The organism is Oceanobacillus oncorhynchi (genome assembly GCF_000821065.1).
Lineage (GTDB): Bacteria > Bacillota > Bacilli > Bacillales > Amphibacillaceae > Oceanobacillus > Oceanobacillus oncorhynchi.
In genome coordinates this window covers 4241760-4256882 of sequence record NZ_CDGG01000001.1, presented here as the reverse complement: position 1 = coordinate 4256882, position 15123 = coordinate 4241760, and the positions used below count along the sequence as shown (strand labels likewise).

The following is a 15123-nucleotide window of genomic DNA, read 5'->3' as shown; positions in this document are numbered from 1 at the left end:
TGGAGGAATATCAAATGGATTTATTAACGAGAGCAAGAAAAATTAATGCAATGTTACAAACAGCAACAGGAAAGTCAGTGAATTTCAATGAAATGTCAGCATCATTGCGTGATGTGATTCGCGGGAATGTATATATTGTCAGCAGACGCGGAAAATTATTAGGTGTCGCAGTGAACCAAGAGGTTGAAAATGACCGTATGAAATCTATGCTTGAAGAAAAACAATTTCCTGTAGAATATACAGAAGGATTACAAGAAATCCGTGAAACAACTGCAAACTTGGATATTGAAAACAAACACACAGTATTCCCTGTAGAAAATAAAGAGTTATTCAAAGACGGCTATACGACTATTGTTCCAATTATCGGCGGAGGAGAACGCTTAGGAACGTTAATCATCGGCCGTGTGAACGAAACATTTAATGATGATGATTTATTGTTGGCTGAATACGGTGCAACGGTAGTAGGCATGGAGATTCTTCATGAAAAAACGGAAGAAATTGAAATGGAAGCTCGAAGCAAAGCTGTTGTACAAATGGCAATCAGCTCTCTGTCTTACAGTGAACTGGAAGCAATCGATCATATTTTTGAAGAGTTAAATGGAAAAGAAGGCTTATTAGTAGCAAGTAAAATTGCTGACCGTGTAGGAATTACCCGTTCTGTTATTGTTAACGCACTTCGCAAGCTGGAAAGTGCAGGAGTTATCGAATCTCGTTCTCTAGGTATGAAAGGAACGTATATTAAAGTATTAAATGATAAATTCTTAGTAGAATTAGAAAAAATCCGTACACGCTAAAAAGTAAATAAACTTAAAAATGCTGTGAGGGAAATATTTCTTCACAGTTTTTTTTATGTGCAAATAAGGAAGGATATTGCGTTTTATAACATATTTTCTGTCGATGACTAACTAAAGTCCCGATTTTTTATGTTCAGTAATAATAGCAACGGAAAGTCTGCGGTTCTAGCAGGCTAATTTTATTTTGGCGACTTTTTGAACAAGAACGATTAGTAAATTATATTTAATAAATATTTTTAATGAGTATATTGAATTCCTTTATTTTAAAAGGTAGAATGGAAATAAGGTCTAATGACCTGTTTTTCTATGTATATTTGGTTATGGAGAATGTATTATAGAATTTGCAGCTGATACAAAGCTTGCGAGGGCATTTGTGGAAAACAACAAATAAAAATCATTTATAGGGCCTTTTGGTCTAGTAAAAATGAATGATTTTTTAATTTGTCAATAATAATGTAGAAATTGCATAGACTTTGTCTATCACTTAATTTAAAATTAATTCGTATAAACAATGTAATTTATGGGTGTTTATGAAAAAAAAGAGGTGTAAAGAATAAAATGGATTTATTTAGCGGCACGATTGGTAACTTAGAAAATTCGATACAGTACGCTTCTGCAAAAAATAATGTTATTTCTAATAATATTTCAAATGCTGATACACCAAATTATAAAGCTGATAAAGTAAGTTTTAAATCCGCTTTAGAAAATGAGATGTCTGGACTTCAAGCTAGAACAACCAATGAACGTCATTTGAACTTTGGTGAAGAAGAGAACCGTCCGTACCGTATTGTGAAGGACGCGTCAACTACATATAATCACAATGGGAATAATGTCGATATTGATAGAGAAATGTCAGAACTGGCTAAAAATCAAATTTATTACAATAGCCTTATCGATCGTATGAATGGAAAATTCAGCAGCTTACAATCTGTCATTCGAGGAGGTAATTAAAATTGTCTATCTTTCAATCAATGGATGCCAGCGCAAGCGGTTTGACCTCACAGAGATTACGTATGGATCTGGTGTCCTCTAACTTGGCAAATGCACAGACAACCAGAGCAACCCAAAATGCTGATGGAGAGTTTGAACCGTATCGCCGGAAAATGGCAACATTTGGCACAGGGCAGCCTTCCTTTAAGCAGATGTTAAAGCATGCAGAAGGAAATAATGCCTCTGGCGGCGGTGTGCGTGCAACTGGAATAGTAGAGGATCAGACACCGTTTGAACTTGTATATAATCCGGAGCACCCCGATGCAAATGAAGACGGCTATGTAGAAATGCCCAATGTAGACCCGTTAAAAGAAATGGTTGATTTAATGAGTGCTTCCCGCTCCTATGAAGCAAATGTAACTGCTTTTAATGCGAGTAAGGGAATGCTTATGAAAACATTAGAAATTGGACAATAAAAAGGTAAAGGTGGTAGAACAAAATGAATACGATTGGAACTTATCTCCCTCCAGTAAACCCGGTTGAAGAAGGGCAATCTTCGCGGTTAACTCCAAGTCAAGCACAAAGTAATTTCTCTTCCATGTTAAAAAATGCTATAGAGGATTTAAATCATATTCAATTAGAATCTGATAATAAAACGAATGGATTAGCAAATGGCAGTGTGGAGAATCTGCATGATGTGATGATAACTGCTCAAAAAGCAAGCGTCACACTGGAAACAGGTGTCCAAGTACAGAGTAAAGTAATCGATGCCTACAATGAGATTATGCGGATGCAGGTATAATGATAATAATTAAGCTGAAAATGTTTGTTCAAAAAAGTACAAACAAAGAATCAGCTTACGGCTTGGATAGGGTGATGCATTATATCCGAAAAATATTCCAATGCAGGAATTACATGATGCAGCTGCTCTTAACATAGAAAGTTTTTATGATAAGTTATTTTAATTGGACTTTTTGAACAATCTTAAGTGTACAGAGAATAGTTTTGAATTTAGTGAGGGTAGTGTATATGAAAGAGAAATTACAAAAATGGAGAGAATCCACTTTTACTTTTTGGAAATCCAGATCGAAGGGGCAAAAAGGGACGATGATCGGCGGAGCAGTATTAATCGTTTTGTTAATTGCTGCGGTAACTTTTTTTAGTTCCAATTCAAACTATGTTCCTTTGTATAATAATTTGTCCATGCAGGAAGCCGGCCAAATTACAACGGAGTTAGATACCAGAACAGTGCCATATGAGCTTGAAAATGGCGGAACTACCATTCTGGTGCCTGAGGAGCAGGTTGATTCGTTATTATTAGAATTTGCTTCTATGGGGCTTCCAAACAGCGGGAGTATAGATTATTCTTTTTTTAGTGAAAATGCCTCATGGGGTATTACGGAGAATGAATTCAGTGTCATGAAACTAGATGCGATGCAAACAGAGCTCGGGAATTTAATTTCAGGAATTGAAGGTATACAAGATGCAAATGTCATGATAAACATGCCTGAACAGCCTGTGTTTGCCGATGAAGCAACAGGAGAAGCCAGTGTTGCTATTATGTTACATACACAGCCGGGATATCAATTTGAGGGAAATCAAGTAGACGGTCTATATCATCTGGTGTCAAAGGCAATCCCTAATTTAGATGCAGAAGATATTATTATTATGAATCAGTACTTTGAATATTATGACCAGGAAACGCAATTAGCCGGCGGTCAGGATACATACTCAAATCAGCAAACCATTAAAAAAGATGTAGAACGTGATATTCAGCGCAGGCTGCAGCAAATGCTCGGAACAATGGTAGGAAATGAAAATATTGTTGTTTCCGTTACGGCAGATATTGATTTTTCACAAGAAAACCGTACAGAAGAATTAGTGGAGCCTGTTGATCTTGAAGCAATGGAAGGAATACCGGTCAGTCTGGAGACGATTCAAGAATCTTACACTGGTCAAGGAGCCCCGGATGGCGTTGCAGGAGCCGGGGAAGAAGATGTTGCGAACTTTCCTGCTGAAGAAGGGGACAATGACGGGGACTATGAATTAGATAGAGAAACAATCAATTATGAATTTAACCGTATCCGCCGTGAGATAGTGGAAAGCCCTTATCAAATCAGAGACCTTGGCATACAGGTGGCAGTTAACAGCACAAGACAAGGAGAAGATGGAGAAATAGAATTTTTAAACCAGCAGGAACAGACAGATGTGGAAGAAGGTGTGGAATCCATTTTGAATTCCATCATAGAAACATCGGTTGACGGAGATTTACAGGATATGGAGGAAGAAGCTGAACCGAATACCTCGATTGTGTTTCAGGAATTCAGCCCTTCAGTCGGGGAGCAGGAAGAACCGTCAGGAGCAGGAATCCCTATATGGCTTTATATTGTTGGCGGAATTTTACTAATTGTCATCATTATTTTACTCTTTATGCTCAGAAGGAACCGTACAGAGGAAGAATGGCTGGAAGAGGAAATTGAGGAAGAGCAGCCGTTAGCTTCTGTAGCAGATAATGAAGAACCAATTATTCCTGAACTTCCTAGAGAAGATACAGAAGAAGTTATCAGGAGAAAACAATTGGAGAAAATTGCAAACGAAAAACCAGAAGAATTTGCGAAATTATTACGCAGCTGGATGAATGAGGATTAGGAGGTTTTATTTATGGCAAGAAAAAATACACTGACAGGCAGACAAAAAGCAGCCATTCTTTTAATCTCATTAGGTCCGGATGTATCAGCACAAGTGTATAAGTATCTATCAGAGGAAGAAATTGAAAAGCTGAGCTTAGATATTTCCTCTGTTAAAAAGGTAGATTCTAATTTAAAAGAAGATATATTAAATCAGTTCCATCAAATTGCTGTGGCACAAGACTATATCTCTCAGGGAGGGATTGGATATGCTAAAACGGTGTTGGAAAAAGCATTCGGGAAGCAGGAGGCATCCAGTATTATTAATCGCCTGACTTCTTCCTTGCAGGTGAGACCGTTTGATTTTGCGAGAAAAGCAGACCCGCAGCAGGTTTTGAATTATATTCAGGGAGAGCATCCGCAAACTATTGCACTGATCCTCTCTTATCTGGATGCGGAACAGAGCGGTCAAATCCTTTCTGCACTGCCCAAAAATGTACAGGCGGAGGTGGCCAGCAGAATTGCTACGATGGACTCCACCTCTCCAGAGATTATCAGTCAAATAGAGCAGGTGCTGGAGAAAAATATATCTTCATCCATGACAGAAGATTATACACAGACGGGCGGTATCCAAACGGTGGTAGAAGTACTGAATGGAGTCGATCGTTCTACAGAAAGAACGATATTAGAAGCTCTGGAGTCACAGGACCCGGATTTGGCGGAAGAGATCAAGAAAAGAATGTTTGTATTTGAAGATATTGTTACATTGGATAACCGGGCGATTCAGCGTGTTATCAGAGAAGTTGACAATGATGACCTGCGATTATCTCTCAAAGTAGCAAGCAATGAAGTGAAGGACATTGTGTTCCAAAATATGTCTGAACGGATGGTGACCACCTTTAAAGAGGAAATGGAATTTATGGGGCCGGTGCGTCTAAAAGATGTGGAAGAGGCACAAACAAGAATTGTCAATGTGATACGCGGGCTGGAAGAAAAAGGAGAAATTGTTGTGGCACGAGGCGGAGGAGACGATATTATTGTCTGATGTAAAAAAACAAATATCGATTAAACCAATTGAGTCTATTGTTACACGAGCCAATGCTCCTCAAGATGACGCAAAAGAAGTACACCAGCAATTAACGGAGGCGATTTCCTGCCAAAAACAGGAATTAGCTTCCATTGAAGAAAAGCAGAAAAAGCGGGTAGAAGAAGCGGATAACCAGATAGAGGAAGCACGGAAAAAATGGGAAACAGAAAAGCAAGAGCTAATAGAGCTTGCCCGGAAACAAGGATTCCACAAGGGTTATGAGGATGGAAAACAAGAAGCTTATACACAGTTTGAATACAAACTGCAGGAGGCAAATCATATCGTTGATATAGCGAAAGAGGACTATCATCAAACATTGGAAAAGCAATCAGAAAGTATTGTAGAAATAGCCATGGCGACAGCGAATAAAGTTTTACATAATGAGCTGAAGGAGCAGCCGGATTATATTAGAACATTAATAAAGGATGCACTTGATGAAGTGAAATCTCAGCCAATTATTAGCATTGTTATCCACCCGGATTATTATGAGGAGGTTCATTCCTATCAGGAAGAACTGCAGCGCATAATCGGGGATGAAACGAAACTTTCTATCCACGCTGATATGAACATTCAGCCGACAGACTGTATTATCCAATACCCGCACGGTCAGATAGAAACAAGTGTGAATACACAGCTTGAAAAAATCCGGGAAGCATTAATGGATTATGTCATGGAGGATGCCGAATGAATAAAGAGGCCTTGATTTCAGTCATAGAGAAGACCATTCCATATAAACGGTATGGGAAAGTGATTCGTGTTGTAGGTTTGATGATTGAATCGGAAGGACCTGCAGCAAACATCGGCGAGGTTTGTTACATTCATACGAGCTCTGATAAGGGAGAGCCTATTTTAGCAGAAGTGGTAGGGTTTCAAAATGAAAAAATCATTTTAATGCCTTATCGGGAAGTAAACGAAGTGGGTTCAGGCTGTTTAGTAGAAGCCACTGGAAATCCATTAAACGTAAAAGTTGGCCGGAGCTTGATAGGACATGTGCTGGATCCGTTGGGAAAACCACTTTTAGACGGCGAAGCACTGCCTAAAGGCTTAACAGGATATCAGACGGAGAGAAAGCCGCCGAATCCTCTTTCCAGGCCGACAATCAGGCAGCCGCTACAGGTTGGCGTCCGGGCAATTGATGGTTTTTTATCAATGGGAATAGGACAGCGTGTCGGTTTGTTTGCCGGGAGCGGAGTAGGAAAAAGTACATTGCTGGGAATGATTGCAAGGAATAGCAATGCGGATGTGAACATTATTGCTCTTATCGGTGAACGAGGAAGAGAGGTCCGGGAATTTATTGAGCATGATTTAGGAGAAGAAGGACTGAAAAAATCCATTATTGTTGCAGCAACCTCTGATCAGCCTGCACTTATGCGGATTCGCGGGGCATATACAGCAACGGCAATCAGTGAATACTTCAGAGAACAGGGATTTAATGTGAATTTAATGATGGATTCTGTCACCCGTGTTGCAATGGCACAAAGGGAAATTGGTTTGGCTGTTGGAGAGCCGCCAACGACAAAGGGGTATACTCCGAGTGTGTTCTCAATCTTACCCAAGCTTTTAGAGCGGGCTGGGACAGTTGAAAATGGTTCGATTACGGGTTTTTATACCGTGCTCGTTGACGGCGATGATATGAACGAGCCAATTGCTGATGCAGTAAGAGGAATATTGGATGGCCATATTGTTCTGGATCGGAAAATCGCAGAAAGAGGCCAGTATCCTGCAATCAATGTGTTGAAGTCAATCAGTAGGGTCATGAATGTGATTACAACAGATGAGCATCAGCAAATTGCTACAAAATTAAGGACGCTTCTCGCTGTCTACGAAGAAAATAACGAATTAATCTCTATCGGCGCATATAAAAAAGGAACAAACCCTGAAGTGGACTTAGCTGTGGCATCATATCCAAATATTGTTTCTTTTTTAAAACAAGGGGTCTATGAACAAGTTAGTTTTGAAGAAACCGTACAGATGATGAAAAACCTGGTTCAATAAAGGAGTTGTTTTAAATGGCTAAGATATCCAGTTTAGCTAAAATACGGGATTTGCATGATAATGAGAAGCAAGTAGCTCAGCGGGCTTATGCGGAATCCCAAGAAACATTTGAGAAAATTGCCAGAGAATTATACAGCTTATTGAAGAAAAAAGAAATGGCAGAAAGTACCTTTGAAAATGCGATTCAAGCATCTACATCTATTGAAAAAATAAAAGAACAGTCTGCTTATATAGAAAAATTGACCAATCAAATTCAAACGGTGCAGCTGCTAGTACAGAGAGCAAGAAATGACATGAATTCCAAGCAAACGAAATTATCGGAAGCTTATATTGAGTATAAAAAATACGATAAGATGATTGATTTAAAAAAAGAGGAAGCTAAAGCCGTATTAAAAAAGCAGGAAGCTGCGTTTATGGATGAAATGTCCATGCAACAATATCTGAGACAAAATCAAAGGTGAAAATAATGAAAAATAAAAATAAAAAACAAAGTGAAACGGAACCGGAAGTTAAGAAGTCTCCAGGTATCTTTATGAAGCTGTTTTTAATAGCTATGCCACTTTTTATCCTGGCTGTTATTGTCGTCTTTGTTTTACATATTGCCGGATTTAATACATTAGATTGGCTGAAGGAACGAGGTCAATCCATTCCGGTTGTCGGAGAAATGTTCACAGACGAATCAAATGAAGAAATAAGTGAATTGAATGATTTACAGGCATTGCAAAATCAATTGGAAAGCAGAAATGAAATCATCAATAATAAAGATGAACAAATCCAAGAGCTTGAAGAAACAATTGCTGATTTAGAAAGCGAGATTAGCAGTTTGGAAGAAGAACAGGAAGAAAACGAAAATAACGAGGATACAGAACAAAGCGATGAGCAGCAAGGCGGGGAGCAGGCGCAAGCTGAGGCTGGTGCCGTTTCAGAAAAAAGTTCGATGACAAGAACATTGGAAGGTATGAAGAGTAAGGAAGCAGCTGCTATTCTAGAAAACCTGGAAGCTGATTTAGCCGTAACTATTTTAGAAGAAATGTCTACTGGGGACCGCGGTGATATATTACAGCAAATGAATGTGGAAGCGGCGACGACCTATACGCAAATGTTAATGGAGTAACAATATAAGAAACTTGAAAGGAGGTGAAAAAGTGAATGCGATGAGGCTGAATATAGCTGATCTTATGTTTTCCAATCAGGCGAGTATCAAGTCAAGAACACAGCAAGGCTCCCGTTTTGGTGATTTATTATTACAGCAATCAGGGTCACTACCTGCCAGGGGGGATATAAAAACCCCGCTTCAGCAAAATCAGAAGCAGCAGTTAGCAGATGTGTTTGAACAGGTAGGAGAATCACTTCCTGATGAAGTACTTGCTATTTTGAAAGATAATGATGTTTTGCAGGAAGAAATCGTTGCTTTGTTAATGGAAAATGCAGTAACTCAGCAAGAGAGTTCTTTAGAAAAAAATGGTGATCAGCAAAGATTACAGATAGAGAATCTGCTTAGCCAATATCTATCTTCAGCGCTTGCGGAGCACCCAGAAATATCCTCAATGGCAGATTTACAGCCTGCGATAGACATTTATAACGAAATAACCAAGCAGCTGCAAGGAATAGAACAAACTGCAGATATACATGATACATCCAGCTTATTAGCGCAATTGCTGCAGGATTGGGAGCAGTTTTTTAAAGAAAATCCTGAGATAGATAAACAGGAAGTGCTGGACGGTATTTACCAGCAAATGCAACATGCTGATTCCTCCATTTTTGAACAGACTGTACATCAAATGGCGTATCAAATGCTTGAAGCTGGCTTGCGGGAAGAAGAAATAAATGATGCTGACGACTTTGAAAATGTGGAAGTAATCAAGGCTTTGCAAGATTTTAATGAATTTATGCTGAGAGCCGATGGGGCAACAGCGGAGCAAATAGAAAAAAAGATAGATGATTTATTGATTGAAGCCGGTTTAATGACTGAAGAGCAGATGAAAGGCAGTTGGGTTGAGGCTGAACAAGCAGAGCAGCAAGCCAGAATACAACAATTCATCCAAGGTATAAGCCAGCAGCTCCAAATAGCAGATTCCTCCGTTTCTAGTCAGATAGTAAATCAAATTGCACATCAATTGCTGGCCGCCAACTTGCCAGAAGAACAAATGCTAAACAACCGTAAAGCAAATTCTGCGGTGGTCGAACAGACCGATAAAACCGGACTAGATGCAGAAGGATTACAGCGTGTGGAGGCTAGAATTGCAGGGTGGCTGCAATCCATTTTTAAAGAAGTATCTCCTGGAGTTATCAAGCAGAATAACGATGTCCAATTAGTCAGGCAGACAGCTAATGAAACAGGTTACCACCAGCCAGTAAAAGCGGAAGCTGAAGTTGTTCCTCGGATCGAGCCGAAAATGGCAGCCTGGCTGCAAACGTCATTCCAAGATGCATCGCCGGCTGTTTTTAAGCAGGATAGTCTTCCTATCTCCAAGATAGAACAATTTATTGTTCAGATGGGGCAGACAGATTCATCAAAAGGCTTATCAGGTAAAGAGCTGATCGAGAAAATTGAAACAATTGTACAAAGTCAGCGCCTGCAAAATTTTGCGCGGGGACAAAATCCCATCTCCATCCAATTGAGACCGGAGAACCTAGGTGATATGACGATACGTTTTATACAGACAAATGGAGAGTTGACAGTACAGATGCTTGTTTCTTCTAAAGCGGTGAAGGAAGTATTGGAATCGAATCTGCACCAGCTGAGAAATGTGTTTTCACCGCATCAGGTATCGGTTGAGAGGCAGGATAATGTGAATGCTTCGCAGACAGATGCATCGAAAAATGCGAAAGAAAATCAAAGTGAGCAGCATTCAGAGCACCAGGAAACAGCTTCTGACTCCAATGAACAGGATTCGTCTTCTGAAACAGAATCCTTTGAATCATTTATGGAGAAACTGCTATCGCAAAATATAGAGGAGCAAGTTTAATAATAACCACAGCTGCACAAAAACGTAGCCGGAATTTGAAAGGCGGTGACAACGATCACTTCTATAGATCCATCTTTATACTTAAGTAATCAGCCAAAAACAAGAGAGCCGTCTTCTGAACTGGGAAAAGACGAATTCTTAAAATTATTGATTGCCCAAATGCAAAACCAGAATCCGATGAATACGATGGATGAATCAGAATTTATAGCGCAAATGGCATCATTTTCTTCCCTGGAGCAAATGACGAATATGTCTAATTCGATGGAACTCTTAGTAAATAATCAGCTCGTATCTCCGGCTATTCAATATAGCCATATGATTGGAGAAACGGTAAATTATAGAACCTTTGATAAAGAGACCGGAAGAGAAACAGGTGTGGAATCAGGCAAAATTATTTCTGTATCTCAACAGGATGGATGGGCTGTTTTTCATTTAGAAAATGGCGAAAAAATCTATGCTGATACCGTTATTGAAGTAGGAGCATCCGGAGAAGAAACTGATAATGAATCAGAAAATGAGGTGACAGACCCTTCGGAAAATGAGGAGGGAGAAGAATAATGGTTCGCCCAATCCAACCAATCGTACCACCTATATCACAGGAACAGCATATACAAAAAGCGGCACCGAAAAAAGGAGCAATTTCCTTTAGAGATATTCTTCAAAACCAGCAAGAGCTGACAATCAGTAAGCATGCCGCAGAACGGATGCAAGAGCGGAATATCCAGCTTAGCAATCAAGAATGGCAGTCTATTCAAGAGAAAGTAAAAGAAGCAAAACAAAAAGGTGTAAAAGATGCATTGGTCGTAATTGATGGCAATGCAATGGTAGTCAGTGTCAAAAATAATACAGTGATTACAGCGCTAAACCAATCAGAAGCAGATAAAAAAGTATTTACCAATATTGATGGAACAATTTTATTGTAAAAAAGGCCGGACCCTTTATGGGAAGCCTATTGCCGCGGAATGACAGAAGCGGTCAAATGAAAATAAAAAGGGGAAATAATCATGTTACGTTCAATGTACGCAGGTATTTCAGGAATGAAAAATTCACAAACAAAATTAGATGTTATCGGTAATAATATTGCAAACGTGAATACATCAGGCTATAAGAAATCGAATATTAATTTTCAGGATATGCTGAGTCAGACAACCTCAGCAGCACAAGGACCGGGAAATGGACGTGGCGGGATTAATGCATCTCAAGTTGGTCTTGGTTCACAGGAAGGTGCCATTTCAAATACACATACTCCAGGTTCCAGACAAACAACGAATAATCCATTAGATTTTGCGATCCAAGGAGATGGGATGTTTGTCGTACAGGAGGGTGATACAAATTACTATACCCGCGCAGGCAACTTTTACTTAGACGCTGGCGGGAATATCGTTAATGCAAACGGATATTATTTACAGGCTGAAGGAGGAGGAAATCTTACCATTCCGGAAAATGCCGAGAGTTTCAGTGTGCAGCCGGATGGAACGGTCACCTATACGGATGCTAATGAGAATACAGAAGAAGTAGGACGAATCGCATTAGCGAAGTTTTCCAACCCAGCTGGATTGGAAAAAGTTGGTGGCAGCTTGTACGCCGCTACAAATAATGCTGGACTAGTTGGTACAGGTCTAGAAGGTCCGGGAGCAAATGGAACTGGTGAAATAATCAGCGGTGCATTGGAAATGTCCAACGTTGACTTATCCGAAGAGTTCACAGAAATGATTACAGCACAGCGTTCATTCCAGGCAAACACGAGAATAATTACAACGTCTGATGAAATTTTACAAGAGCTTGTTAATCTAAAACGATAAGCAAAGGGGGAAGGGGACTGACCTGAATGGACATCAGGTTAGTCCCGATAACGTATGATTCGATTAACCCGATTAAATAATGAACCTTTTGTTCTGAATGCTATCATGATTGAGCAGGTACAGGCATATGCCGATACAAGCATTTCTCTATTAAACGGAAAAAAGGTGTTTGTCAAAGAAAGCGAAGAAGAAATTATTGAAAAGGTAACAGCCTTTTATCACCAGATTGGGTTTCCCGCACTCCCGTTAAAGGCAGGTGAAAAGAATGAGTAAAATAGTAAAAATAGCTATGACATCTATTATTACATTACTTGTTGGCGTTGTAGCAACGCTTATTATCGTTATCTATGTTAATGAGCCGGAAGAAACTTCTGGAGAGCAATCGATTGATGATATGGTAAGCCATTCTTATGAAACGCCAGAGGTGACTACAGATATTAAGGACGACCGATATGTCCAGGTTCAATTTCAAGTTATTACAGATGATAATAAAGCAGTGGAAGAATTAGAAAAACGGGGCTTTCAAATTACGAATTTATTAATTAAAGAATTGGCCGTTATGGAAGTGGATGATTTTCAAACAGGTCTGGACGAGCTCGAGGATACATTGAAAACAGATTTAAATGAAATGATGACAGAAGGAACGGTTACCGAAGTATATACCATTAAGAAAATACTTCAATAGATTCTATCATGTCAGGAGGTGACCAAAGTTTATGGATGAGGTATTATCGCAAAATGAAATTGATGCCTTGCTTTCAGCGATAACATCAGGAGAAATGGATGCGGAAGAATTGAAAAAAGAAGAAGATGAAAAACGCATTCGTGTTTATGATTTTAAGAGAGCGTTACGTTTTTCAAAAGACCAGATACGCAGCATTTCAAGACTGCATGAGAATTATGCAAGGTTGCTGACAACTTTTTTTGCTACACAGCTCAGGACATACGTGAATATTAATGTTACCTCTGTCGATCAAGTGCCTTATGAGGAATTTATACGCTCTGTACCGAAGCCGACCGTACTTAATATTTATAGTTTGGAGCCATTAGATGGCAATTTAATCATGGAAATCAATCCCAATGTAGCATTTGCATTATTGGAACGATTACTTGGAGGAAAAGGTTCTACTGGTTCGAAAACAAGCAGTTTGACAGAAATTGAAAAGATTTTGCTCACACAATTATTTGAGAAAGCAGAAGTCAGCTTAAAGGAAGCTTGGTCATCTGTTGCAGATATCGAACCCATTTTAGAAGAATTCGAGGAGAATCCCCAATTTATGCAAATCGTTGCACCCACAGAAACGGTGGTAGTTGTTTCGTTAACCGCTATGATTGGAGAGGTATCCGGGATGATTAATATATGTATTCCGCATATTATCTTGGAGCCGATTATACCAAAGCTTTCTGCAAGCTATTGGATGCAGACGAATAAAAACAAAGATGAAAAAAGTCTGCAAAGAATGTCGAAGTATCTTCAAAATACCGATGTAGAAGTAAAAACTGTTCTGGGGGAAGCATCCATCAATATTGATGAATTTTTGAAGTTCTCTGTCGGCGATGTGATTGCGTTGGATCAAGCAATTGATGCACCATTAAAAATGGCTGTAAATGATGAATTTAAGTTTCTTGTACAGCCGGGAAAGTATCGGCATAAAATGTCTGTCCAAGTATTAGAGGAACTGAATGGGGTGATGGAAAATGATGAATGACGGCAAGCTGTCACAAGAAGAAATAGATGCCCTGCTTAAGGTGCCTGCAGATGAACAGGAGGATGACCAGCAGGAGCAGACGGCAGACGAAGCATTTTTAACAAGTATCGAAAAGGATGCTTTGGGGGAAATCGGTAATATTTCCTTTGGAAGCTCTGCTACTACACTGTCTACACTGTTAAACCAGAAGGTAGAAATTACTACACCGGCTGTCACGGTGATTGGCAAGGATCAATTAGAAGAAGAAGTTACATTTAAACCTGTGAGTGTTCAAGTTAATTACATAGAAGGCTTTACTGGCAATAATGTGTTTTTCATTAAATCAGAGGATGCGGCAGTAATCGCAGATATCATGCTTGGCGGAGACGGGACAAACCCGGATAAAGAACTGAACGAAATGCACCTAAGTGCCGTTCAAGAAGCCATGAATCAGATGATGGGAGCAGCTGCTACCAGCATGTCTACTGTATTTAATAAGAAAATAGATATTTCACCGCCTGAGATTATTCATGGACTGGAAAATCAAAAAAAAGAAGGTTTATTTAAAGACGAAGTGTACGTTAAAGTATTTTTCAAGTTAATGGTTGGAGATTTAATAGATTCCAATATGGTACAGCTGGTTCCGTTGGATTTTGCTAAAGAATTAGTACACCAATTAATGAATCCGGCTCCTGAAGCTAAAGAAGAGCCTTCTGTCAAAGAGGAACCAGAAACAGCAGTAAGTCAGACTGCAGCAAGTGTAAATACGCATTCAGCAGTTGCTGCTGCGCCGGTAACTGAAGAGAAACAGGCTGAACAAGAACAACCTGTCAGGCCTGCTGGAAATACAGGAACTACGAATCAAAAAAATGATGAGATTTTAGGAAGACCAAGCTCCCAGGAAGCGGATGTCCAGGAAGCAGCATTTTCTGAATTCGAGCAGGCTCCGCTCAATTATCAAGGGCAGCGGAATTTAGATATGTTAATGGATATTCCATTAAGAGTCACTGTGGAATTGGGCAGGACAAAGCAGTCTATCAAGGAAATATTAGAACTGGGAGCCGGCTCTATTATTGAATTAGATAAACTGGCGGGAGAACCTGTAGATATTCTGGTAAATGAAAAATTAGTTGCTGAAGGAGAAGTCGTAGTTATTGACGAAAACTTTGGGGTTCGTGTAACAGATATCGTCAGTCAGCATGATAGAATCCAGCATTTAAGAAAATAGATA

Annotated in this window: 18 protein-coding genes; all 18 read left to right on the top strand. The window is 39.5% G+C overall.

Annotated elements, in window-relative coordinates; translation table 11 throughout:
- Window positions 1-14 precede the first annotated feature (14 nt).
- The 18 genes from codY (at window position 15) to fliY (ending at window position 15120) form a co-directional block, all read left to right on the top strand.
- Window positions 15-794, top strand: a complete 780-nt coding sequence (gene codY / locus BN997_RS20410) for a GTP-sensing pleiotropic transcriptional regulator CodY (RefSeq protein WP_042535043.1) — start codon at window positions 15-17, stop codon at window positions 792-794.
- Between the two features lie 558 nt (window positions 795-1352).
- Window positions 1353-1745, top strand: a complete 393-nt coding sequence (flgB, locus tag BN997_RS20405) for a flagellar basal body rod protein FlgB (protein ID WP_042535041.1) — start codon at window positions 1353-1355, stop codon at window positions 1743-1745.
- Between the two features lie 2 nt (window positions 1746-1747).
- Window positions 1748-2200: a flagellar basal body rod protein FlgC gene (flgC, locus tag BN997_RS20400; RefSeq protein WP_042535039.1), complete on the top strand. Its 453-nt coding sequence runs from the start codon at window positions 1748-1750 to the stop codon at window positions 2198-2200.
- A 23-nt stretch (window positions 2201-2223) separates the two neighbouring features.
- Entirely contained in the window at window positions 2224-2526 is a 303-nt protein-coding gene (fliE, locus tag BN997_RS20395; RefSeq protein WP_042535038.1) for a flagellar hook-basal body complex protein FliE, read from the top strand.
- A gap of 227 nt (window positions 2527-2753) precedes the next feature.
- A complete protein-coding gene (fliF, locus tag BN997_RS20390) occupies window positions 2754-4373 on the top strand; it encodes a flagellar basal-body MS-ring/collar protein FliF (protein WP_042535036.1) in 1620 nt (539 codons plus the stop codon).
- A 12-nt stretch (window positions 4374-4385) separates the two neighbouring features.
- The gene (fliG, locus tag BN997_RS20385) at window positions 4386-5396 is read left to right on the top strand and encodes a flagellar motor switch protein FliG (protein WP_042535034.1); all 1011 of its coding nucleotides are present in this window, start codon (window positions 4386-4388) and stop codon (window positions 5394-5396) included.
- Entirely contained in the window at window positions 5389-6126 is a 738-nt protein-coding gene (gene fliH, locus BN997_RS20380; RefSeq protein ID WP_042535032.1) for a flagellar assembly protein FliH, read from the top strand. The genes fliG and fliH overlap by 8 nt, the downstream gene beginning before the upstream one ends.
- Complete coding sequence (gene fliI / locus BN997_RS20375) at window positions 6123-7433, top strand: flagellar protein export ATPase FliI (protein WP_042535031.1); 1311 nt, start codon at window positions 6123-6125, stop codon at window positions 7431-7433. The genes fliH and fliI overlap by 4 nt, the downstream gene beginning before the upstream one ends.
- 14 nt (window positions 7434-7447) lie before the next feature.
- Window positions 7448-7894 carry a flagellar export protein FliJ gene (gene fliJ, locus BN997_RS20370; protein ID WP_042535030.1) on the top strand — a complete coding sequence of 149 codons (447 nt, stop codon included), beginning with the start codon at window positions 7448-7450 and terminating at the stop codon, window positions 7892-7894.
- Between the two features lie 5 nt (window positions 7895-7899).
- Window positions 7900-8547: a magnesium transporter MgtE N-terminal domain-containing protein gene (locus tag BN997_RS20365; protein ID WP_042535028.1), complete on the top strand. Its 648-nt coding sequence runs from the start codon at window positions 7900-7902 to the stop codon at window positions 8545-8547.
- A gap of 40 nt (window positions 8548-8587) precedes the next feature.
- Window positions 8588-10402: a flagellar hook-length control protein FliK gene (locus BN997_RS22370; RefSeq protein ID WP_244882432.1), complete on the top strand. Its 1815-nt coding sequence runs from the start codon at window positions 8588-8590 to the stop codon at window positions 10400-10402.
- 45 nt (window positions 10403-10447) lie between these two features.
- Window positions 10448-10960 carry a flagellar hook assembly protein FlgD gene (flgD, locus tag BN997_RS20355; protein WP_332093769.1) on the top strand — a complete coding sequence of 171 codons (513 nt, stop codon included), beginning with the start codon at window positions 10448-10450 and terminating at the stop codon, window positions 10958-10960.
- Complete coding sequence (locus BN997_RS20350; RefSeq protein ID WP_042535026.1) at window positions 10960-11325, top strand: TIGR02530 family flagellar biosynthesis protein; 366 nt, start codon at window positions 10960-10962, stop codon at window positions 11323-11325. Before flgD ends, BN997_RS20350 begins: the two co-directional genes overlap by 1 nt.
- Before the next feature lie 81 nt (window positions 11326-11406).
- Complete coding sequence (gene flgG / locus BN997_RS20345; RefSeq protein ID WP_042535024.1) at window positions 11407-12204, top strand: flagellar basal body rod protein FlgG; 798 nt, start codon at window positions 11407-11409, stop codon at window positions 12202-12204.
- Window positions 12205-12258: 54 nt separating this feature from the next.
- A complete protein-coding gene (locus tag BN997_RS20340) occupies window positions 12259-12477 on the top strand; it encodes a flagellar FlbD family protein (RefSeq protein ID WP_040980122.1) in 219 nt (72 codons plus the stop codon).
- Complete coding sequence (gene fliL, locus BN997_RS20335) at window positions 12470-12889, top strand: flagellar basal body-associated protein FliL (protein ID WP_042535022.1); 420 nt, start codon at window positions 12470-12472, stop codon at window positions 12887-12889. Before BN997_RS20340 ends, fliL begins: the two co-directional genes overlap by 8 nt.
- Window positions 12890-12920: 31 nt before the next feature.
- Window positions 12921-13913, top strand: a complete 993-nt coding sequence (gene fliM, locus BN997_RS20330) for a flagellar motor switch protein FliM (RefSeq protein ID WP_042535021.1) — start codon at window positions 12921-12923, stop codon at window positions 13911-13913.
- Complete coding sequence (gene fliY / locus BN997_RS20325; protein WP_042535019.1) at window positions 13903-15120, top strand: flagellar motor switch phosphatase FliY; 1218 nt, start codon at window positions 13903-13905, stop codon at window positions 15118-15120. The genes fliM and fliY overlap by 11 nt, the downstream gene beginning before the upstream one ends.
- Window positions 15121-15123 lie beyond the last annotated feature (3 nt).

Excerpts from the sequence above, each read along its gene's own strand:
- BN997_RS20365 (WP_042535028.1), top strand. The coding sequence starts at position 7,900 with ATGAAAAATAAAAATAAAAAACAAAGTGAAACGGAACCGGAAGTTAAG.
- fliY (WP_042535019.1), top strand. The coding sequence starts at position 13,903 with ATGATGAATGACGGCAAGCTGTCACAAGAAGAAATAGATGCCCTGCTT.
- flgB (WP_042535041.1), top strand. The coding sequence starts at position 1,353 with ATGGATTTATTTAGCGGCACGATTGGTAACTTAGAAAATTCGATACAG.
- flgG (WP_042535024.1), top strand. The coding sequence starts at position 11,407 with ATGTTACGTTCAATGTACGCAGGTATTTCAGGAATGAAAAATTCACAA.
- fliJ (WP_042535030.1), top strand. The coding sequence starts at position 7,448 with ATGGCTAAGATATCCAGTTTAGCTAAAATACGGGATTTGCATGATAAT.
- BN997_RS20350 (WP_042535026.1), top strand. The coding sequence starts at position 10,960 with ATGGTTCGCCCAATCCAACCAATCGTACCACCTATATCACAGGAACAG.
- fliM (WP_042535021.1), top strand. The coding sequence starts at position 12,921 with ATGGATGAGGTATTATCGCAAAATGAAATTGATGCCTTGCTTTCAGCG.
- fliF (WP_042535036.1), top strand. The coding sequence starts at position 2,754 with ATGAAAGAGAAATTACAAAAATGGAGAGAATCCACTTTTACTTTTTGG.
- fliG (WP_042535034.1), top strand. The coding sequence starts at position 4,386 with ATGGCAAGAAAAAATACACTGACAGGCAGACAAAAAGCAGCCATTCTT.
- BN997_RS20340 (WP_040980122.1), top strand. The coding sequence starts at position 12,259 with ATGATTCGATTAACCCGATTAAATAATGAACCTTTTGTTCTGAATGCT.
- BN997_RS22370 (WP_244882432.1), top strand. The coding sequence starts at position 8,588 with ATGAGGCTGAATATAGCTGATCTTATGTTTTCCAATCAGGCGAGTATC.
- codY (WP_042535043.1), top strand. The coding sequence starts at position 15 with ATGGATTTATTAACGAGAGCAAGAAAAATTAATGCAATGTTACAAACA.
- fliE (WP_042535038.1), top strand. The coding sequence starts at position 2,224 with ATGAATACGATTGGAACTTATCTCCCTCCAGTAAACCCGGTTGAAGAA.
- fliL (WP_042535022.1), top strand. The coding sequence starts at position 12,470 with ATGAGTAAAATAGTAAAAATAGCTATGACATCTATTATTACATTACTT.
- fliI (WP_042535031.1), top strand. The coding sequence starts at position 6,123 with ATGAATAAAGAGGCCTTGATTTCAGTCATAGAGAAGACCATTCCATAT.